The sequence below is a fragment of the Streptomyces sp. NBC_01474 genome, from assembly GCF_035918215.1.
In the GTDB taxonomy this organism is placed as follows: Bacteria; Actinomycetota; Actinomycetes; order Streptomycetales; family Streptomycetaceae; genus Streptomyces; species Streptomyces aureus.
On record NZ_CP109449.1, the window covers coordinates 9,939,128 to 9,958,297 of the forward strand.

Consider the following 19,170-nt stretch of genomic DNA (forward strand, 5'->3'; position numbering starts at 1 on the left):
CTCATTCGTGTTGAAACGCCGACGTCTGGAAAACCGAGCGCCGCGCCGGGAACAGCCGGTCCTACCGGCACGGTTGCATCGAACGAGGGACCGGCGCCGCACGGGCGGGGAACACGGAGACCACAAGGTCGTCCGCCCCACCAGGATCCGGGCCCTGGGATCGCGGTACGCCGCGCACTTGGACCGAGACGTATTTCTGCAGGAGGACTGTTCCATGACTGACCGGCCTTTGACGCTGATGGCAGTGCACGCTCACCCCGACGATGAGGCCACCGGAACCGGAGGAGTCCTCGCGCGGTACGCGGCGGAGGGCATTCGCACGGTTCTCGTGACGTGTACCGACGGCGGTTGCGGTGACGGGCCGGGGGGTGTTAAGCCGGGCGGTCCCGGGCACGATCCGGCGGCTGTCGCCTTGATGCGCCGTCAGGAACTGGAGGCGAGCTGTGAGGTGCTGAAGGTCAGCGATCTGGAGATGCTGGACTATGCCGACTCCGGGATGATGGGCTGGCCGAGCAACGACGCCCCCGGATCTTTCTGGCAGACCCCTGTGGAGGAAGGCGCCGCCCGGCTTGCGGAACTCATCCGGCACTACCGGCCCGATGTGGTCGTCACTTACGACGAGAACGGTTTCTACGGCCACCCCGACCACATCCAGGCTCACCGCATCACGATGGCGGCGGTGGAGATGACCGCGCTGACACCGAAGGTGTACTGGACGACGATGCCCCGCTCGATGATGCAGCGGTTCGGGGAGACCATGCGCGAGCTTCATGAGGACATGCCGGAGCCGGATCCGGCCGAGGCCGCCGCGATGGCTGAGATTGGGCTGCCCGACGAGGAGATCACCACGTGGGTGGACACCACCGCTTTCAGCGGTCAGAAGTTCGATGCGCTGGCCGCGCACGCCAGTCAGGGCGAGAACATCTTCTTCCTCAAGATGGGCAAGGAGAGGTTCGGCGAGTTGATGGGCATGGAGACCTTCGTACGTGTCAAGGACGCCACCGGCGCGGTCGTCCCCGAGAACGATCTCTTCGCCGGATTGCGCTGATCCGCCCGTCCGACCGGGGCCCGGGAAAGCTCGTCGGCCGCATGGCGCGATCGTCCGCGTCACACACCCGGAGGCTTGTCCACTGCTGACTCGGAAGGTGTGTGACAGCCCATGGTCACAAGCCTGGCGAGGACCTTCACCGTCCGTCGCGTGCGACGAGGATGTTGCCCGGCTTGAGGTCCCCGTGGATCACCCGCACGTCGTGCGCGTACGACGTGCGGTCGCGTCCTGCGCGGCGACGGCGGTCGCCCAGCTGACCGGCAGCGGCCGGCCGGGGTCAAGGTAGGCGGACAGCGGTACGCCGACGACGAGCTCCATCAGCAGGAACAGCCGCTCGTATGACGCGTCGAGCACCGCGTCGTACACCTGCGGCACACCTGGGTGCTGGATGTGCGCGGTGATGCGGGCCTCGCGACGGATGTGCTTGGCGAACTCCTCGGCCAGCTGCGGGGAGGTGACCGACGCCTGCCGGATGGGCACGGAAGGGGCTCGGTGCTCATCAGGGCTATTCGTGGATCCGAGCTAGCCCACAGGATCTGCAAGCGGACCTCTCCGCTGAATTCGCCAAAGAGGAATCGCGAGGGTTCGCGGCTCCTGCTGGGGAGGCGGATGCCAGCACCTCTCGACGCTGCGAGCAGCCGATCCCGCCTGCAGCAGCTGCTCGACGCGATGACCGAGGCGTCTGCGTCCGAATCGCTGCTGAGAGGTGCCGCTGAGTGGGGCCCGGCCGCTGTGTGCAGCAGGGCCCCACCCTGATCCGGGCGCTGCTCAGGGGGCGTTGTCAAGTGCCTTGAGGCTCGTGGTGGCCTGTTCGGAGCGGAGGGGCAGGAACGCCTGCTGCCTGCCGACCGTCTGCTGGCCCTGCTTGCTGAGGATGAAGCGGGTGAGTTCCTCTATGACCGGGTCCAGTTGCTTGCCGGGTCGCTTGTTGACGTTCAGGTACGTGAGGCGGCTCAGCGGGTAGGCGGCCGAGGCGACGTTTTCGTAAGTGGGGGCGTAGGCCGGGCCGTTGGCGTCACGGCTGAGGGAGAGCACCTTGACCGGCTGGTCGATGTAGGCCATGCCGGTGTAGCCGATGGCGTACGGGTCTTCCTTGACGTCCTTGGCGATGTTGAAGACCGTTTTCTCCCAGTGCACGTTCGGGTCGGCCGCGGTGGAGCCGCTCGCGACGCCGGGGCGCCACTCGCCTCGCTTGCCGTCACTGTTGAGGACCCGCTGTCGTACGAACTCCTCGAACCCGTTCCATGGCTGGATGCCGACGATGTGGATCGGCTTGTCGGCCCACTCGCCCGTGGCGCCGAGGTCTCCCCAGGTCTTGGCGGCAGCGCCGCCACGGTTGCGGGTGGTGGACAGGGCGGCGTCGAGCTGTGCGAAGGAGAGCTTGTCGATCGGGTTGTCCTTGTTGACGATGAACCCGATCGAGTCCAGGAAGCCGTAGTGCCGGTAGCTGCCGCCGGAGATGGGGATGCTCAGCGGGTCGTAGCCGAAGGCGTCGTGGAACCCCTGGATGTCAGTGGGCTTCAGCTCGCGGGAGACGAAGACGCAGTCGAGGTTGCCCTTGATCAGTTCGAGGGCGCCGAGGCTGCCTGCGTAGGGCGGGTTCACTGCGATGTGGACCTTCGGGTAGTGCTCCTCGAACTCCTTGATCCACTTTTTGGAGAGGTCGGCGAGCACGTCGGAGGCGCCGCATTGGTAGTCCCCGTGCAGGGAGTTCTTCGGCTTGGCGCGGTAGTTGGCGAGCGAGGCGTCGAGGGTGGGCTGCAGGAGCTCGGGGGTGGGCAGCGGGCGGCCGTGCGCCTGGTTGTACTCGTCCTGTTGGTCGGTTTGCGGGGTCACCGGTTTTTGCGGAGCGATGGCCCAACCGGTCAGATGCTCGGCTGAGTTGTCGGAGCTGGCCACGCTGGTGAGGGTGCCCGCCGTCGCCAGCGTGGCGGCGATGGCCACTGCGGTCACTGTACGAACTGTGCGTCTCATCAATGCTCTCCCGAAGCGGATCCATCCGGGCGGCCGAGCGATGCGGGGAATGGGCCGGTGACGGCCCGCAGCACGCTCGCGACCGGATGCTGGGGATTGGTGTGCCGGGGGACAGGGATGCTGTGGTGCCGAACGGGACGCTAGGGTCGGGCCTTCGCACCGGTCCACGCCTGTGCGGGAAAATCCCCTAGATCGTCTTTTTGCTCGTTCTGCGCGCCCGTAGGGTCTCTGCCCAGGAGCCTTCACCGGCCTCGGGACTTGCTAGGGCCTGTCCAGTGAGTCGGTAGTGCCCCCTTCCTTGCCTTCTAGGCTGGCACCATGGACAACGGGCTCGTTCACGAGGAAAGCGCCTTCATCAACTTCCGACGCTACGTCCCGGATCCGAAGGAGCACGGGTATCGGTGGGTCGACATCAAGCAGCTCCGCTTCTCTGCGGAGTCCGTGGAAGTTGGTTGGCTGCTCACCTCACTGATTGGGCATGAGCAGTTCCGAGACGACTATGCAGGTGGTGGAGTGCTGCCGGACGGGCTCCGGCACGGTCCGTTTTGGCTGCGGTTGATCACTCCTGACCTGTACGAGCTCATCAACCAAGAGAAGGCCGTGCAGATCCTGCGGGAGTGGGTGGATCCGCTCTGGGGCGTGCCCACCGAGCTGGAGGTAGATCTGCAGCGGGAGGTGTTCGACCGCCTGACCGCAGCCGATGCCATCTACTACCTCAGCGAGCTGGGTGGTGAGGCGATCCACGACTGGGGACGCGTGCACGACTACTTCCACGAGTTCGTGCTCATCGACCGCTCGGCTGGGCGGATCACGCTCATCGTCGCTGCCGACGACTGAGGCGACCATCGGGCATCCATTGCGGTGGCTGAGATCAGTCGCGGAGCCACCATCGAATCGCGGCAAGAGTGACCGTGCCGTGGAAAACGTAGGCCCTGTGGTGTGCCGTTGACTGGCGGCACTGGACCACTACCGAGATCGCCCGAACGTCCGGCGTGATGGTGGTGGAGAATCTGGCGATCACCCGCGTCAACAACGCTTCAGATAATCAGGGCGATCGCGGCGGCGATTCCGCCCAGGCCGAGGGCGAAGGCAGCCTCGGGCCAGCCGCCCGTACCCCAACGGAAGAACCGGTCTACGGCCAGGCGTCCGGGGCCGATCGCGGCGACGGCCAGGGCAACGACGGCGATGCAGACGTTGTACTCGACTCCGCCGTCCGTCTCCCACAGGCCGTGGGCCCCGGTGACGGTTGCCATGGCGTTGATCATTACGCCGATGATGGCGGCGGCCGCGAGCGGTGTGAGCAGTCCGAGAGCCAGGCCGAGGCCGCCGAGGAATTCGGACAGACCGCAGATCAAGGCGAAGAGCTTTCCGGGATGGAAGCCGAGTGCAGCGAACCCCTTCCCGGTCTCCGTCAGGCCCTTGCCTCCGAAGATGCCCAACAGCTTCTGAGCGCCGTGCCCAGCCATCAGTAGCCCGAATGTCAGCCTGATCAGCAGAAGTCCCCAGTCTGAGGCGGACGATTTCGCTGTGACGGTGCCTTGCGCTGCCGATTCCGTCGTCGCCGAAGGGCGGAATATGTTGAGTTTGGTATCCATGGGAGTGCTCCGGTCTAGGAACGCCGGGCCGGTCCCCGTGATCGTCGCCCACCGTCATCTCGGCGCCGCGGCCCTGGTTCTGCCGGCCGCGCTCAGTGGTAGCGCCAGGTGGCGTCGGTGACGTCCTCGGTCGGCAGCCCGACGACGTCGCTGTGGTGAACAGAGCCGCGCATCACCCCCTTGTGGGGCCTAGTTGGACGCAACATTCCCCGGGACGCGGCGCGAGGATCGCCTCTACGCCGGTTACCTCCAGGCCCTGCAGGTAACCGGCGATGAAGGCGTGGTTCATGCCGCACACCAGCTCGGGAGCCTTGGCTGCCAGAGGGTGGAACGGGCAGTTCTGCAGTCGGAGTTGGGTGGGGGTTTCGCGGACCGGCTCGAAGCCGTGCTGGTCCAGCATACGCTCGCAGACGCTCAGTCCACGTTCTGCGCCGAGTCGGCCGGGACGCGTCTGCTCCCGCTCCCTCTCGCCCAGTTCCTTGCCGCGCCGGCCGGCTGTGCGCACGGCGGCGTGGGTCGCGGATTCGCCGTCGCCTTCGGTCACGACGGCCTCCAGCAGGAGGTCGGCCAGCAGTTCGTGACGGCGGTCGGGGATGCTGACGTGGATGTGGCTGTCTGTGGGTTCGTAGACCTTGGGCTGGCGGCCGACCTTCCGGATCCCGCCGGGTGATTCGAACCGAGCGTGCAGCAGGCCGGCGTCCACGAGCTTGTCGAGGTGAAAGGCGGCGAGCTTGCGCGAGATTCCCACGCTTGCGGCGGCCTCGTCCCGGGTGACGGGTCGGCGCTGACGCCGGATGAACGCGAACATCTGCCGCCGGGAGTCCTCGCCGAGGACGCTGACGGACTCGATCGCCGCGTCACCTGCGGGAATCTGCGGCGTTACGTCAGAGGTCACACCTCCACAGTAACGCGTATACCGATAGGTGCAACTAGTCGAATCCTCGCACGGCTCGTCGCAGGGCTGGGTATCTTGACGCCTCCGGTGAATAAGACCAAGATTTGTTGGTGAAACTGGAGGTGGTCGGAATGGTGGATCCGTCGCATGAGCAGGCCAAGCGGCCGGTGAGCGCTGCGCTGGCCGGACCGTACGGGCACCCCTTCCACCCGATCCTGGTCACCGTCCCGATCGGTGCGTGGGTGGGCAGCTTGGTCTTCGACATCGCCTCGCACCTAGTGCGTGATCCGGATTTCCTGGTCCGGGGGGCGATGTGGCTGATCGCGCTCGGGGTGATCGGCGCCCTGGCCGCGGCCCTGGTCGGCTTCCTGGACCTGTTCGCCATCCCACCGGGTACCCGGGCCTTCCGCGTCGGCCTCGTCCACATGACGCTGAACCTGCTCGTGACCGCCGCCTACGCCGGCAATTTCCTGTGGCGGCATACCGACCACCGGCTCGCTGCCGGCGTCGGAGGCGGGATGCTCACCCTGAACGCCGTGAGCCTCGTGGTCCTGGGGATCTCCGGCTATCTGGGCGGAAAGCTCGCCTACCGCTACGGCGTGCGGGTAGCCGATGAGACCACCCAGGCCGAGGGCTTCGTCCCCACGCACCGTCCGCCGGGCCCCACCGGCTGATCATTCCCCCACCAGCGTGGCCACGCGCAGATGTGGCCGCGGGTGGGTACCCACTTCGACACGAGGAGTCCTCATGGACATCGCCGCGCTGATCACTTGGTTGATCACCGCTCTCGGCGGCTTCTACATGCTCGGCACCTGGCTCTCCCGCGGAGGAGCCAAGGCCGGCAACAGCCGACTGCCCGGCCCCGTCATCTTCGGGCACTTCGCACTCGCCGCGGTCGGCCTGGTCGTCTGGATCATCTATGTGATCACGGACAAGGACGCCCTGGCCTGGACCGCCTTCGGCCTCCTGGTACCCGTCGCCCTCCTCGGCTTCGCGATGCTGGCGCGGTGACTCCCGGTCCACCGGTCCCGTTCCGCCGCAGCCGCCCCGGGTGCGGAGTCCGAGCCCGCTGAGCGGTATTTCCCCGTACCGGTGGTTGCAGGGCACGGCCTGTTCGCCGTCGTCACCGTGGTCCTGGTCCTGCTCACCGCTCTTGGTATCGGTGGCAGCTGAAAATGAACCAGCATCCCCGCACCCCCCTGCACCTGGCGCCCGGTGATCCTGAGACAGCGATACCCGGACAGGCTGCGCTGCGCGTCGTCCATGAAACCGACGGCCTCGATCTGGCTGCCGCTGAACGCGCCGCTGGACAGTTCCTGCAGGCCCTCGGCATCCACACGGAAACCGAGAGCCTGCGCGGGACCCCAGGGCGCATGGCCCGCGCCTACGCCGAACTGTTCAGCCCCCGCCCGTTCGACCTGACCACCTTCCCGAACGACGAGGGCTACGACGAACTCGTCCTGGCCCGCAGCATCCCCGTGCGCTCGGTGTGCGAACACCATCTGCTGCCGTTCGTCGGCACCGCGCACGTCGGCTACCTGCCCGGCCGGCGGATCCTCGGCCTGTCGAAACTGGCCCGCGTCGTCGAACACTTCGCCTGCCGACCGCAGGTCCAGGAACGCCTCACCAAACAGGTCGCCGACTGGCTCCAGACCCAACTGGAACCCAAGGGCGTGGGCGTCGTCATCGAAGCCGAACACAGCTGCATGACCCTGCGCGGCGTCCAGGCCACCGGTTCCAGCACCCTCACCTCCACCCTCCTTGGCACCCTGCGCAACGATGCCCGCTCACGCAGCGAATTCCTGGCCCTGGCCGGCCTCACCTGACACCACCTCGCAGGGCGGAGTGCCTCGCCCGGCAGAACCGAAAGACACCGACGCCATGGAAATCTGGATCAATCCCGCCTGTTCCAAGTGCAGCTCCGCCCATTCCCTGCTGGACGCGGAGGGCGCCGCGTACACGGTCCGGCGTTACCTGGAGGAGCCGCCGACCGCGGACGAGCTGGAGCAGGTGCTGCGACGGCTCGGCCTGGAGCCGTGGGACATCACCCGTACGGGAGAACCCATTGCCGCCGAATTGGGCATCGCCTCGTGGGGCCGGGAGGCCGGCGACCGCAGCCGCTGGATCGCGGCACTCGCCACCCACCCGATCCTCATCCAACGACCGATCATCACGGCAGACGACGGAACGACGGTCGTGGGCCGCTCGACCGACGCCGTTCGTTCGCTCCTCGCCTGACGGGTCGGCTTCCGGCACTCGCCGAACGGAACGTGGGTGCCGACAGGCGTCGGCGCCCACGGTGGCATTGACCCTCAACTCCTTCAAGACCGGCCAGGAGGCGAACCAGAGTTCTCACCCCATGAGGTGGGGGCGGCTCGCGCAGGCCACCGCAGGGGGATGGGTCGTCCCTTGTCGGGTCGGGGAGGGGTGACGGCTCCGGGCAGGCGCGGGCAAAAGGGTGTGGGCCGTGAAGAGGTGTCCTCGCGGTGGCCTGCTGAGCCGAAATGACCACTAGTGCGGGCACCTTCCGCGCCGATGCGCTGGTGAAGAAGGTATCGAAATGAGTCTGGCCGGCTTGTGACAGCTGTTTCAGGGTTCCACTCGGCAGGCTCAAGGGTAGAGGCCAGCCCGGAAGGTGAACGAGACGAGTTGCGCTCGATCACGTGCGCCGACCTTCGTCATGGCCCGCACCGCATGCGTCTTCACGGTGAACGGCGACACCGACATCTGGGCCGCGATCTCGTCGTTGCTCAGACCGCTCGCAACGAGAACGACCACGTCCCGCTCCCTGGGTGTCAGAGCGCCGAATCGTCGCAGCAGTTCCTGGTCGATCACCGGGGGCGGACTGTCGGTCATGTGACCGATGAGCGCGGCCGTGGCGGCGGCGGACAGCGCACCACCACCGCCAACGACCTCGGTGATCCCGGCGACGAGTTCAGCAGGGCTCACGGTCTTGCTCAGGAAACCGTTGGCGCCCGCGCGAAGAGCGGCGAGAACGATGTCGTCCTGATCGAAAGTGGTCAGCACGATCACGCGCATCTTCTCGGGTGGGTGTTCTTTGCGGATCCGTCGGGTGGCTTCGACACCGTCGATGCCGGGCATCCGGATGTCCATCAGGACCAGGTCGACGGGGTGGTCTCGGAGGAAGGGAACGACCTGGAGCCCATCGGAGAGATCACCCGCAACAACCAGACTCGGGTCGAGCAGAAGCATGGTTCGGATGCCGGCCCTGATGTCGTCCTGGTCGTCGACGATCAGAATCTGTGTCATCAGACGACAGCTCCCAAGGGGCTGAACTCCGCACGGACCCGGAATCGCCCACTGTCATTGTCGATCGTCAGTCGCCCACTGGAGGACTCGACGCGTTCGCGCATCCCTACGAGTCCGAGTCCACTGCCCGAGTCGGCGCCGCGGAGTGAATGACCGACGCGGTTCTCCACAGTGACGCAGATCCTGCCGTCGCGCTCGCGCACATCCACCGTTGCCGTCCCTTCTCCATGCCGGTAGGCATTCGTGAGTGCTTCTTGAACGACCCGGTAGACCGTCACGCCGACACTGGGCTCGACGAAACCGGTGGGAATGTCGATGGAGGGCTGGATGTCGAGGCCGATGCTCTCGAATGAAGCGATAAGGCCCTCCAGGCCGCTGAGCGCCGGGGTCGGCCGGAGCGCCTCGTCGTCGGAGATGTCGTCTCCGAGGCGGAGGAGCGCAAGGATCCGTTGCGTCTCGACGACGACGGTGCGGGCGCTGGACCTGGCTGAGACGAGGGCCTGCCGGGACGATTCGGCGTCTTCAGGCAGCCCGATTTCCGCAGCACCGAGATGCAAGCTCAGCATCGCGACTTGGTGGCCGATGACGTCGTGGAGGTCTCGGGCGATGCGGAGTCGTTCTTCGGTCACTCGTCGGGTGGCTTCGATCTCGCGGGTGGCGATGGCACTTTCGGCCCGTTCCTCCAGGATCCACCAATGGTCTCGATGGATGCGGAGCGCGCCCCCTGTCGCACCTCCCGCTATGGCCGAGAAGAGGGCGGCGGCTCCCACGATCGCGCCGCCACGGAATCCTCCCAGCGTCATGAAGGCCCCCAGGAAGAACGCCGCCACGATGGCGGTTCCGGCCAGCGGCTGCTTTCCCCTGAAGGTGACCGAGAACAGCACGAGCACTGCCATCATCCACACCGACAGTGGGTCGTGGCCGACCGCTGTGACGGCGAAGGATGCTGCGCTCGTCACGACCAGTCCTGCCCAAGGCTTCCACCATGAGAGGGCGACACCGCCACCGGCGAGCAGTACGGAGAGGGCTGTCGGCCAATCCGATCCCCTCAGTACGACTGCCACGATCTGACCCGTGAACACCAGCGCGGCCACTGAATAGGCGACGAGGTGCAGCACCTCGGGGCGGCGGATCCACAAGGGTGCCGCGGGCCCGTCCTGAGTGTTCTGCGCCTTGACCATGACCTGATTCTCGTTCACGCGCGCTGCGGCCGTGTACTTCGAACGATGTATACGGCGCGAATCTCCTCATCGATGGAGACGGCAGAACTCGTTCGATCGATGTGGATGGCAGAACTACTACGTTCGAAGTACACGGCCCTGCTCGAGGCCCCCGAGACTCATCGGCGAGGCAACCGCCTCACACCATCGAGATCACAAAGGGACACCCCGTGACTCAGACCATCGAACCTTCCACCACGGCAACGACGACGGCCTCCGGGCTCCGATCGCTCTACCTGATCCGAGTCATCTTCTCCCTGATCTGGGTGGCATTGGTCTTCACGACCTCCGCCACGCTCGTGTCGACGGACAGGCCCACAGCGATCGCGGCCGTGCTCCTCATCGTCTACCCCCTGTGGGACGTCGTCGCCACGCTCCTCGAGCGACGCATGGCCGGCACCGGTTCCACGAACCACGTCAGCACCATCAACGTGGCTCTCGGCCTCGTCACCACCATCGGGATGATCATCGCCGTCTTCTCCACCATCGGCACGGCCCTCCTCGTGTTCGGCATCTGGGCCCTGCTCTCCGGGGCGATCCAGCTTGTCGTAGCGATCCGACGCCGGCGCACCATCGGCGCCCAGTGGCCCATGATCATCAGTGGCGGACTGTCCGTCCTCGCCGGCCTCAACTTTGCTGCCATGTCCGCCTCGGCGACGAGCGGCCTGTCCACCGTCGCCGGATACTCGGCCTTCGGCGCCTTCTGGTTCCTTGTCTCCGTCATCGTCCTGAGCATCCGCAGCCGACGCGCAAAGCGCTGACCGCTGCCGTCGGGGCCACCGCCTTTCCCGGAGGCGCGGCGCCTTCACCGGGTTCCTCCGAGGATGCCCCGTCCTTTAGGGCGGGGAGGAATCGGACTCCTGCGGAGCAGGGCAGGGAATGCCGGATCGCCGCCGGGGCGATCCGGCGTGTTCCCCGAACGGTGGTGAGGCAGTCCACAACGGTCAAGAGCTCTCAACTGTCAGTCCTCCCAGATAGGTTGATGTGCATGACGACAGCAGCAGCGGTGCAGGACGCCGGGCACGCCCGGTGGACGTTCCGCCTGCGCGTGTCGTCCACAGCCCGCGCCGCCCTTGGGGCGGAGTGGGACCGGTGCCGCTGGGTGTGGAACGAGTGCTGCGCGAAGTCGAAGCAAACGCACTTGTGGAACAAGAACCGGCCCGAGAGCACGGACAAGCGGACGTGCGGTCCGGCGCAGCTCGACAAGATGCTGACCGAGGCCCGCAGGTCGAACGGATGGCTTGGTGAGGGCAGTTCGGTCCCGCAGCAACAGTTGATACGCGACTTCGGCAGGTCCCGCGCCAAGGCACAGAAGGGCATCAAAGAACGCCTGCCGATGCGGCAGCGCGCAGGGATGCCGAAGTACAAGAAGAAGCGCGAGGCGCTGCCGAGCCTGAACTACACCAAGCGCGGTTTCCGTCTCAAGGGCAAGCGTCTGCACCTGGCAGGCGGCATTGTGCTGACCGTCGTGTGGTCGCGGGACCTGCCCGCCGGCCCGTCCAGCGTGCGTGTCTATCAAGACAGCGTCGGACATTGGTACTGCTCGTTCGTCGTCCCCGCAGAAGTCCAGCCGCTGCCCGAAACCGGGGCCGTGATCGGCGTCGACTGGGGCGTGAAGGAGACCGCGACCACCACATCCGACACCCACGACCTTCCCCACGCCGAGCACGGCAAGAAGTCGGCGGCGAAGCTGGCCCGGTACCAGCGGATGATGTCCCGGCGTAAGCCGCAGCGTGGACACGCCGGATCGAAGGGCTACCGCGAGGCGAAGTGGCAGACGGCGAAGGTGCACAAGAAGGTCGCACGCCAGCGTCAGGACACCGCCCGCAAGTGGGCCAAGAAGGTCGTCCGCGACCATGACGCCCTGGCCGTGGAGGACTTCCGACCGAAGTTCCTCGCGAAGTCCACCATGGCCAAGAAGGCCGCCGACGCGGCTATCAGCGCGACGAAGCAGGCTCTGGTCGAGATGGGCCGCAAGCACGGACGTGCCGTGCACCTGGTACACCCCGCGTACACCACGATGGACTGTGCGCAGTGCGGAGCGAGAACCAAGCACGCACTACCTCTTTCGATGCGAACGTATGCCTGCACCGCATGCGGAGCCGTATCCTCCAGGGATAAGAACTCCGCACGCGTGATGCTGGTCCGGGCTGGTCTTCCACCCGGCTAGTGGTGATCGTGGAAGACCAGACCAGGCGCTGCCTGGTCTGGCAGCGTGAGCTAGAAATCCCCACATCAGCCCTGGAGGGTGAGGAATCCCCCTCCCTTCGGCGCATTCCCACCGTCGTAGCAACACCACAGGTAGATAGGTGTGTTGCATGTTCGAGTACCACCGTGGCAGCAAGCCAGGGGGGACAGCCCGTGTACAAGCGCGACGAAAGTTCGTCGAGCTCGTTCGAGAGGGCATGGGAATCAAAGAAGCTAGTCACACTGTCGGGGTCAGCTACAGAACGGGGAAGGTCTGGGTCAATGGCAGGGCAGCCAGCAGCAGTAATGGGGCCCGGCTCCCGCTGCCCGAGTTCAGGGAACCCGTCACATGTGACCTTGCGTCCGGGAATTCTCGCTATCTGAACGAGGAGGAACGTGGCCACATCAGTGATTTGCTGCGAGAGGGCCGTTCCGTCCGTGCCATCGCTGCTGCGCTCGGTCGGAGCCCATCGACCGTCAGCCGGGAGATCCGACGTAACAGGAATGCGAATGGCACCTACCGGCCCCACTCGGCACAAAGGCGTGCGGCTGCGCGTCGACCACGCCCCAAAGCTCGGAAGATTGAGAGCTATGGGGAACTGAGGACTGTCATCCAGTCCCTCCTGGACAAGAAGTGGAGCCCTCGACAGATCGTGCAGTGGCTGCGCCTCAAGTATCCAGACAGAGAAGATATGTGCATCGGCGTGGAGACCATCTATCGGTCCCTCTATGCCCGCGGGAACCTGCTCGAGCGCGAAGCGAAGAGGGTGCTGCGGACGCGTCGACACCGCCGCCGGCCTCGCTCGATGGCACGCCACCATCGGGCCTCCGTCTCCATCACCGGGATGGTCATGATCAAGCAGCGTCCGACGGAAGCTGATGACCGCCTTGTTGCGGGACATTGGGAAGGCGACCTGATCACCGGGCCGAACCTTGGGGGCTCTGCCATCGGCACGCTGGTGGAACGAACGACTCGCTACACAAAACTCCTGCATCTGCCCGGCAAGGGTGCGGTCGCCGTGAGGGAGGCTCTGACGTCCGCCATGATGGAATTTCCCGCGCAATTGCGGCGATCGGTCACATGGGACCAAGGTGGGGAGATGGCGCATCATCAGCAGTTCACCAAGGCCACTGGAGTTCCGGTCTTCTTCTGCGACCCTGCCAGCCCTTGGCAGCGAGGCACCAATGAGAACACCAACGGCCTTCTGAGGCAGTACTTTCCGAAGAGCACCGACCTATCCGTCTTCACTCGCATCGACCTCGATTCCGTTTCTGCTGAACTCAACGAACGACCCCGCGAAGTGCTGGATTGGGCGACGCCGGCTGACCGGATGGCCGCTCTTCTAGCCGCGAGCTGACACGCGGTGGCGCGGTAGCATGCTCCACCGTCATGTCTCGATGAGAAGCCAAGACTGAACGTCTAAGTCCACCGCCGTTCGAATAGAAGAGCGGCACGGAAAGCATCACGTGTTGCAACGATCTATGGAATGCGCCTTCAGGGAGGGGAGGATTCAACAGAAGTACGACCCCCTGAGGAGAGATCCTCCGACCTGCGGTCACCGTCTTCGCGGCCCTGGCGCCCCTGAACCGCAGCGGCTCTCGTGCAGCGAGGTGAAGCCGACGCCGCGCTCGCGGAGTTCGGCGAACATTCGGTGGCTACCCGCAGGTATTTTGAAGACCTCGCAGGCCCTCTGGCCAACGGATGGCTTCGCTCGGGTGTGTTGCGGTCGGTCTAGCCGTGGTTCGCTGCGCCGTAGCGCAAGCCGTCATACAGGAGCGTGGCGATGTGCAGCGCATCGTCCTTCCAGCCTTTGGCGCGCATCCCGCAGATGCCGCCGAGGGCGCGCAGGACGATGCGTCCCTTGACGTCACTGCGGATGCGGCCGGCTGCGACGCCTGCGGCGAGCAGTTCGTCGAGCGCGCGGGCCATCTCGTCACGTGCTTCGTCGAAGACCGGTGAATCGGTCGTCATGATGTTCTCCAGCACCTCACCCATCCCTTTGCCGACCGCCGCGTGCTCCACGAGCAGCAGCAGGAAGACGCGCAGCGCTTCGTCCGGGGCGTGTTGTGCGAGCAGCCGGGCGGGGGTGGCGCAGAGCTCGGCGGCTTCCTGGCGGTACACCTCCGCGACGAGCACTTCGCGTGTTTCGAAATGCCGGTAGAGGGTGCCGACAGACACGCCGGCTCGGCGTGCGATCTCCTCCACGCCGGCGTCGTCGCCGGCGAGGAACGCTTCTCGTGCTGCGGCCAGGAGGGCTTCGCGGTTGCGGCGGGCGTCGGCACGCAACGGACGTGATGGCGGCAAGGGTCCTCCATAAGGTGAGTCGGACTCCGTTTGTGTGTAGAGTTTCCGGAGTCCGGTTCACCTTACTGAAGGGGCACGCCCATGACGATCGAGCACGGAGAGTTCGCCGGTCTGCGCGTACTGGTGACAGGCGGTTCCCGGGGGCTCGGGGAGGCCACGGCCCGTCGTTTCGCCGCAGCCGGTGCCACCGTGCTGACGGCCTCACGAACCGCGCCCCCGGAAGACCTGCCCGCCACCTTCATTCCCGCCGACCTGCGCTCCGAGGAGGGGGCCGCGGAACTCGGCCGACGGGTAGTGGACAGCGTCGGAGGCATCGACGTCCTGGTCAACAACGCCGGAGCCGCGACCGGACCGATGCCGACCCTGAAGCGGTCGGACGCGTCCTGGCTCGCCGACCTGGAGATGAACCTGCTCAGCGCGGTCCGCCTCGACCGGGCCCTGGTTCCCGGGATGCTCGAGCGCGGTTCCGGCGTCGTGGTGCACGTCTCCTCCATCGCCAGTCACCTCCCCCAGCCGGCCGAGGCGTCGTACGCCGCATCGAAGGCGGCACTGAACGCCTACAGCCGCGAGTTGGCAATGTCGGTGGGCGAGCACGGCGTACGCGTGGTGTGCGTTCTGCCGGGCTTCGTCGTCACCGAGGGAGCGGCCAAACACCTCCAGCAGATGGCCGACAGCCAGGGCATCGGAATCGACGACGTCAAACAGCAGATCGTGGACCACCTGAAGTTGCCGATGGGCCGCCCCGGCGAACCCGAGGACGTCGCCGAGATGATCGCGTTCCTCGCCTCCGCCCGCGCCAGATGGCTCACCGGCGCCCAGTTCCGGGTCGACGGCGGCATCATCCCCACCATCTGAACCACGCCCCGACACGCAATTCGAGGAGACACCATGACCTTCAGCCTGACCTCACTGATCGTGGACGCAGCAGACCTGGAGAGCGAGAGCTCGTTCTGGCACCGGCTGCTCGGCGGCTCGATCACAAGGACGATCACGCACCACTTTCTGCAGCTCGACGGCTTCCCCGTGATCGTGATCCAGCACGCTCCGGGGCATGTACCGCCGCAGTGGCCCGACGGCGCCACCCAACAGATGCACTTCGACCTAGCCACGGACGACGCGGCGACCGCCGACACGCGGGTGCTCGACGCCGGCGGTCGACGGCTGCGACCGACTGACGATGTCGTCGCCTCCACCCAGCAGGGCTCCCGGGTGTACGCCAGCCCGGCCGGACATCCCTTCTGTCTCCGATCGGCCTGACCCGGCAACCCAGCACGAACAACCGCGCCAGCGTTGGTTCGACGGACGCACCACGGCTCCTGGCAGTGATCCTGTTGAGGCCGAGGATGCCCACCCTTTCCTCAACGAGGGCCTGCTCGCAACAAGCGGTCCAGCAACACCCCGTGTGGATCACCGGCTGTGTAGAGAGCCCCGACGGCTCGGCCTTGTGGAAGCACCTTGTGACAGCCGCGCTCGTGCACACCGGCATCTGGGATCCGTACGACTACCCGCCCACCTTGGATGACGCGGCCCTCACCCTGGCGCACGGTCTGCCCGGGAAGCCGCTCACCCAGGACAAGATCCGTGCCGGATTGCTATCGAAAGCAACCGAGTTGGATGCCCGGTGCGTTTCCCCTTGAACGTGGGGATGGGCTGTAGAGGCCAGGGGCCGGCGGCCGGCGAGGATGCCCGTCATGGCCACCGACAACGACTTTGTGCCCGTACATTCGACGCACTCGACGCCCGTGGTGTGCGGCCCGGGAGCGGCCATCGGCGCCGGGTTCGGCATCGGGGTGGTCGCGGCGATCATGGGTGTGGCGGCCGGGAGCGAGCTGCTGATCCCGACGATCGTGCTGCTGTTCGCGGTCGACATCAAGACCGCGGAAAGCCTGTCCCTGCTGGTGTCACTGCCGACCATGCTGGTGGCCTTCGCCCGCTACAGCCGCGACGGCAGTTTCGCGGTCCTCGGCGCAAACCTCCGCTTCACCATGATCATGGCCGCGGGCTCGATCGCCGGTGCCGTGCTGGGCGGACTGCTGCTGGGCGTGCTCTCGGAACTGGTACTCATCCCTGCGCTGGCCGTGATCCTGCTCGTTTCCGCGGTCAAGCTCGCCCGGCACGACTGAGCGGCGGGGCCGACTTGGCCAGGCTTATGGGGAGGTCAGCAGCTGCGGGGCGCGTACATGATCACGGCCATCCCGGCGAGGCAGACCAGGGCGCCGATGACGTCGTAGCGGTCGGGGCGGTAGCCGTCGGCGATCATGCCCCAGGCGATCGAACCAGCCACAAAAATCCCGCCGTAGGCAGCGAGGACGCGCCCGAAGTTGTCGTCGGACTGCAAGGTGGCCACCACCCCGTAGATGCCGAGGGCGATGACGCCGGCTCCGATCCATGCCCAGCCCTTGTGCTCGCGGATGCCCTGCCAGACCAGCCAGGCGCCGCCGATCTCGAAGAGGGCGGCGACGACGAACAGAGCGATGGAGTGAGCGACGGTCATACCGCCCGACCTTATGGTTCGGTGGCCGACGGGACACAACTACAGGGACCCCCACTCGGATTCACGAAGCGGGGGCTGCGCCTGGTGGTGTGGTCAGACCGCGATGCTGGGCTGACCGTCCCGGGCCCGATCGGCTGTGCGCGCGGAAAGGTGGCGTTCCGCGTCGAGGGCGGCGGCTGCGCCGGTGCCGGCGGCGGTGATGGCCTGGCGGTAGGTGTGGTCGACGACGTCCCCCGCGGCGAAGACACCGGCGAGGCTGGTGCGGGTTGAGGGTGCCGCGACCTGAATGTAACCCTCGTCGTCGAGGTCGAGCTGGCTGGTGAACAGCGCGGTACGCGGGTTGTGGCCGATCGCGATGAACAGGCCCGTCGCGTCCAGCTCGCGGGTCTTGCCGGTGAAGGTGTCGCGCAAGGTCAGGCCGGCGAGCATGCCGTTCTCCTCGCGGAGTTCGGCGATCTCGCTGTCGAAGGAGATCTTGTCGTCGGCGAAAGCGCGGTTCTGCATGACCTGGGAGGCGCGCAGTGTGCTGGGCCGGTGCACGATGGTCACGGACCTGGCGAAGCGGGTGAGGAAGGTGGCCTCTTCCATTGCCGTGTCGCCGCCGCCGACGACCACGATGTCGCGGTCGCGGAAGAAGAACCCGTCGCAGGTCGGGCACCAGGAGACGCCGCGCCCGGAGAGCGCGTCCGCCGTGTCCAGGCCGAGCTTGCGGTAGCCGGATCCGGTCGCGACGATCACGGTCTTCGCCCGGTGCACGGTGCCGGACGAGTCGGTGAGCAGCGTCGACCATCTCGGCGCTGAACTTCTCGGCCTGGGCCCGCATGTTCTCCATGTGGGCCGGGCCGTCGGGGAAGCCGGGGAAGTTCTCCACCTCGGTGGTCGTGGTCAGTGAGCCGCCCACGAATATGGAGCTGCCGAACAGCAGGGGCTTGAGCTGGGCGCGGGCGGTGTAGAGGGCGGCGGTGTATCCGGCGGGCCGGAGCCGATGATGACGACCTCGCGTATGCCGGAGCCGGTCACGCCGCTCATGCCTCCTGCTTCGCGTCGATCTCGGCGATCAGAGCCTCGATGCGGGTCTTGATCTCGTCGCGGATCGGGCGCACGGAGTCGACGCCCTTGCCCGCCGGGTCCTCGAGGGCCCAGTCGAGGTACTTCTTGCCGGGGAAGATCGGGCAGGCGTCGCCGCAGCCCATGGTGATGACGTAGTCGGATGCCTGGACGGCCTCGGTGGTGAGGATCTTCGGCTTCTGGTCGGAGATGTCGACGCCGACCTCCTTCATGGCCTCGACCGCGGCGGGGTTGACCTGGTCGCCCGGGATCGAGCCGGCGGAGCGGACTTCGATCCGGTCGCCCGCGAGGTGGGTGAGGAATCCGGCGGCCATCTGCGAGCGCCCGGCGTTGTGGACGCAGACAAAGAGCACGGAGGCGATCGGGGAGGAGGACATCGGTTCTTCCTTCGTAACGTGAAGCGAGTAGTTCAACAGGCGGTGATGAAAGGGGATTTCAGGCGGCGCTCGGCAGCGAGTCGAGCAGTTCGGTGACGTGTGCGTCGATCGCGTCGCGAATGCCGCGCACGACGGCGATCGGGGCGCCTTCGGGGTCGGCGACGGGCCAGTCCAGGTAGCGGCGGCCGGCCACGACGGGGCAGGCGTCGCCGCAGCCCATCGTGATCACGATGTCGGCGGCCTGGACCACCTCGTCGGTCAGCGGCTTGGGGAAGGCACTCTCCGCGGACGGGACGCCTGCCTCGGTGAGGACCTGGGCCACCACCGGCTCGACGGCCGCGGCGGGATGGGTGCCGGCGGACGACACCGTCACATGTCCCGGGGCCCGGTGGGCGAGCAGGGCCGCGGCGAGCTGCGAGCGCCCTGCGTTGTGGCTGCAGACGAACAGCACCCGGGGCAGTCCGCTGTCCGGTGCCCCCTCGATGTGTGCCAGGGCGTCGAGGCGTTCGGCCGCCAGGCGCTCGGTCAGGACGACCAGGTGCGTGGTGACGCGGGCGGTCGCGGCCAGGCGCTCGTAGGAGTCGGTGATGACCCGCTGCACGGTCTCCGCGCAGAAGCGGCCGCGGTGCGCGGTGGCCAGGCGGGCGGCGCCTGCGGCGAGACGTTCGTCGGGCAGGACGGGGGACGGGGACACGAGAACCCCCTTCGGCGGGTTCCAGGAGATCAGCGCCGACTGG

The 19,170-nt window shown here is 66.7% G+C and carries 22 protein-coding genes and 2 pseudogenes; 13 read left to right on the forward strand and 11 right to left on the reverse strand.

The features are described 5' to 3' along the window. Positions 1-214 precede the first annotated feature (214 nt). A complete protein-coding gene (locus OG758_RS45475; protein WP_326716249.1) occupies positions 215-1,048 on the forward strand; it encodes a PIG-L family deacetylase in 834 nt (277 codons plus the stop codon). A 142-nt stretch (positions 1,049-1,190) separates the two neighbouring features. Here OG758_RS45475 and OG758_RS45480 read toward each other — a convergent pair. Together OG758_RS45480 and OG758_RS45485 are read right to left on the reverse strand one after the other, a co-directional pair. Then, a pseudogene (locus OG758_RS45480) lies at positions 1,191-1,522 on the reverse strand (protein kinase domain-containing protein); the annotation flags it as partial. A 294-nt stretch (positions 1,523-1,816) separates the two neighbouring features. Continuing rightward, positions 1,817-3,001 carry a PstS family phosphate ABC transporter substrate-binding protein gene (locus OG758_RS45485; protein ID WP_326715288.1) on the reverse strand — a complete coding sequence of 395 codons (1,185 nt, stop codon included), beginning with the start codon at positions 2,999-3,001 and terminating at the stop codon, positions 1,817-1,819. 339 nt (positions 3,002-3,340) lie between these two features. Here OG758_RS45485 and OG758_RS45490 point away from each other — a divergent pair, with 339 nt between their 5' ends. After that, on the forward strand, positions 3,341-3,859 hold the full coding sequence (locus OG758_RS45490) for a hypothetical protein (protein ID WP_326715289.1): 519 nt from the start codon (positions 3,341-3,343) through the stop codon (positions 3,857-3,859). Between the two features lie 200 nt (positions 3,860-4,059). Here the strand turns inward: OG758_RS45490 and OG758_RS45495 are convergent, their stop codons facing one another. Further along, positions 4,060-4,617: a DoxX family protein gene (locus OG758_RS45495; protein ID WP_326715290.1), complete on the reverse strand. Its 558-nt coding sequence runs from the start codon at positions 4,615-4,617 to the stop codon at positions 4,060-4,062. A gap of 172 nt (positions 4,618-4,789) precedes the next feature. Further along, positions 4,790-5,512 carry a helix-turn-helix transcriptional regulator gene (locus OG758_RS45500; protein ID WP_326715291.1) on the reverse strand — a complete coding sequence of 241 codons (723 nt, stop codon included), beginning with the start codon at positions 5,510-5,512 and terminating at the stop codon, positions 4,790-4,792. 131 nt (positions 5,513-5,643) lie between these two features. Here OG758_RS45500 and OG758_RS45505 point away from each other — a divergent pair, with 131 nt between their 5' ends. The 4 genes from OG758_RS45505 to OG758_RS45520 all read left to right on the forward strand — a co-directional run bounded on the left by OG758_RS45505 (position 5,644) and on the right by OG758_RS45520 (position 7,750). Further along, entirely contained in the window at positions 5,644-6,186 is a 543-nt protein-coding gene (locus tag OG758_RS45505) for a DUF2231 domain-containing protein (protein ID WP_326715292.1), read from the forward strand. Positions 6,187-6,259: 73 nt separating this feature from the next. After that, the gene (locus OG758_RS45510; RefSeq protein WP_326715293.1) at positions 6,260-6,523 is read left to right on the forward strand and encodes a hypothetical protein; all 264 of its coding nucleotides are present in this window, start codon (positions 6,260-6,262) and stop codon (positions 6,521-6,523) included. Positions 6,524-6,687: 164 nt separating this feature from the next. After that, positions 6,688-7,338, forward strand: coding sequence for a GTP cyclohydrolase I FolE (gene folE / locus OG758_RS45515; RefSeq protein ID WP_326715294.1), 651 nt, complete (start codon positions 6,688-6,690; stop codon positions 7,336-7,338). Positions 7,339-7,393: 55 nt separating this feature from the next. Continuing rightward, a complete protein-coding gene (locus OG758_RS45520) occupies positions 7,394-7,750 on the forward strand; it encodes an arsenate reductase family protein (RefSeq protein ID WP_326715295.1) in 357 nt (118 codons plus the stop codon). A 372-nt stretch (positions 7,751-8,122) separates the two neighbouring features. Here the strand turns inward: OG758_RS45520 and OG758_RS45525 are convergent, their stop codons facing one another. Both OG758_RS45525 and OG758_RS45530 read right to left on the reverse strand, forming a co-directional pair. Next, entirely contained in the window at positions 8,123-8,782 is a 660-nt protein-coding gene (locus OG758_RS45525) for a response regulator transcription factor (RefSeq protein ID WP_326715296.1), read from the reverse strand. Further along, positions 8,782-9,963, reverse strand: a complete 1,182-nt coding sequence (locus OG758_RS45530; protein ID WP_326715297.1) for a sensor histidine kinase — start codon at positions 9,961-9,963, stop codon at positions 8,782-8,784. The genes OG758_RS45525 and OG758_RS45530 overlap by 1 nt, the downstream gene beginning before the upstream one ends. Positions 9,964-10,172: 209 nt before the next feature. Here OG758_RS45530 and OG758_RS45535 point away from each other — a divergent pair, with 209 nt between their 5' ends. The 3 genes from OG758_RS45535 to OG758_RS45545 all read left to right on the forward strand — a co-directional run bounded on the left by OG758_RS45535 (position 10,173) and on the right by OG758_RS45545 (position 13,547). Further along, positions 10,173-10,763 carry a DUF308 domain-containing protein gene (locus OG758_RS45535; RefSeq protein ID WP_326715298.1) on the forward strand — a complete coding sequence of 197 codons (591 nt, stop codon included), beginning with the start codon at positions 10,173-10,175 and terminating at the stop codon, positions 10,761-10,763. 227 nt (positions 10,764-10,990) lie between these two features. Further along, positions 10,991-12,172 (forward strand): RNA-guided endonuclease InsQ/TnpB family protein, encoded by a 1,182-nt coding sequence (locus OG758_RS45540; RefSeq protein WP_326715299.1) that lies wholly within the window; start codon positions 10,991-10,993, stop codon positions 12,170-12,172. 148 nt (positions 12,173-12,320) lie between these two features. Further along, positions 12,321-13,547: an IS30 family transposase gene (locus tag OG758_RS45545; protein ID WP_326708625.1), complete on the forward strand. Its 1,227-nt coding sequence runs from the start codon at positions 12,321-12,323 to the stop codon at positions 13,545-13,547. Positions 13,548-13,921: 374 nt separating this feature from the next. Here OG758_RS45545 and OG758_RS45550 read toward each other — a convergent pair whose 3' ends face one another. Continuing rightward, the gene (locus OG758_RS45550) at positions 13,922-14,494 is read right to left on the reverse strand and encodes a TetR/AcrR family transcriptional regulator (protein ID WP_326715300.1); all 573 of its coding nucleotides are present in this window, start codon (positions 14,492-14,494) and stop codon (positions 13,922-13,924) included. A gap of 81 nt (positions 14,495-14,575) precedes the next feature. On the opposite strand from OG758_RS45550, the gene OG758_RS45555 reads away from it, so the two are divergent. The 4 genes from OG758_RS45555 (at position 14,576) to OG758_RS45570 (ending at position 16,617) form a co-directional block, all read left to right on the forward strand. Then, positions 14,576-15,349, forward strand: a complete 774-nt coding sequence (locus OG758_RS45555; protein ID WP_326715301.1) for an SDR family oxidoreductase — start codon at positions 14,576-14,578, stop codon at positions 15,347-15,349. 33 nt (positions 15,350-15,382) lie between these two features. Then, positions 15,383-15,751, forward strand: a complete 369-nt coding sequence (locus OG758_RS45560; RefSeq protein WP_326715302.1) for a VOC family protein — start codon at positions 15,383-15,385, stop codon at positions 15,749-15,751. Between the two features lie 143 nt (positions 15,752-15,894). After that, positions 15,895-16,131 carry a hypothetical protein gene (locus tag OG758_RS45565; RefSeq protein WP_326715303.1) on the forward strand — a complete coding sequence of 79 codons (237 nt, stop codon included), beginning with the start codon at positions 15,895-15,897 and terminating at the stop codon, positions 16,129-16,131. 54 nt (positions 16,132-16,185) lie between these two features. Then, positions 16,186-16,617 (forward strand): TSUP family transporter, encoded by a 432-nt coding sequence (locus OG758_RS45570; RefSeq protein WP_326715304.1) that lies wholly within the window; start codon positions 16,186-16,188, stop codon positions 16,615-16,617. A gap of 35 nt (positions 16,618-16,652) precedes the next feature. Here OG758_RS45570 and OG758_RS45575 read toward each other — a convergent pair whose 3' ends face one another. The 4 genes and pseudogenes from OG758_RS45575 to OG758_RS45590 form a co-directional block, all read right to left on the reverse strand. Next, complete coding sequence (locus OG758_RS45575; protein WP_326715305.1) at positions 16,653-16,988, reverse strand: YnfA family protein; 336 nt, start codon at positions 16,986-16,988, stop codon at positions 16,653-16,655. A 93-nt stretch (positions 16,989-17,081) separates the two neighbouring features. Next, a pseudogene (locus OG758_RS45580) lies at positions 17,082-18,017 on the reverse strand (NAD(P)/FAD-dependent oxidoreductase). Then, the gene (locus OG758_RS45585) at positions 18,014-18,433 is read right to left on the reverse strand and encodes an arsenate reductase ArsC (protein WP_326715306.1); all 420 of its coding nucleotides are present in this window, start codon (positions 18,431-18,433) and stop codon (positions 18,014-18,016) included. The pseudogene OG758_RS45580 and the gene OG758_RS45585 overlap by 4 nt, the downstream one beginning before the upstream one ends. A gap of 58 nt (positions 18,434-18,491) precedes the next feature. After that, a complete protein-coding gene (locus tag OG758_RS45590) occupies positions 18,492-19,127 on the reverse strand; it encodes an arsenate-mycothiol transferase ArsC (RefSeq protein WP_326715307.1) in 636 nt (211 codons plus the stop codon). Positions 19,128-19,170 lie beyond the last annotated feature (43 nt).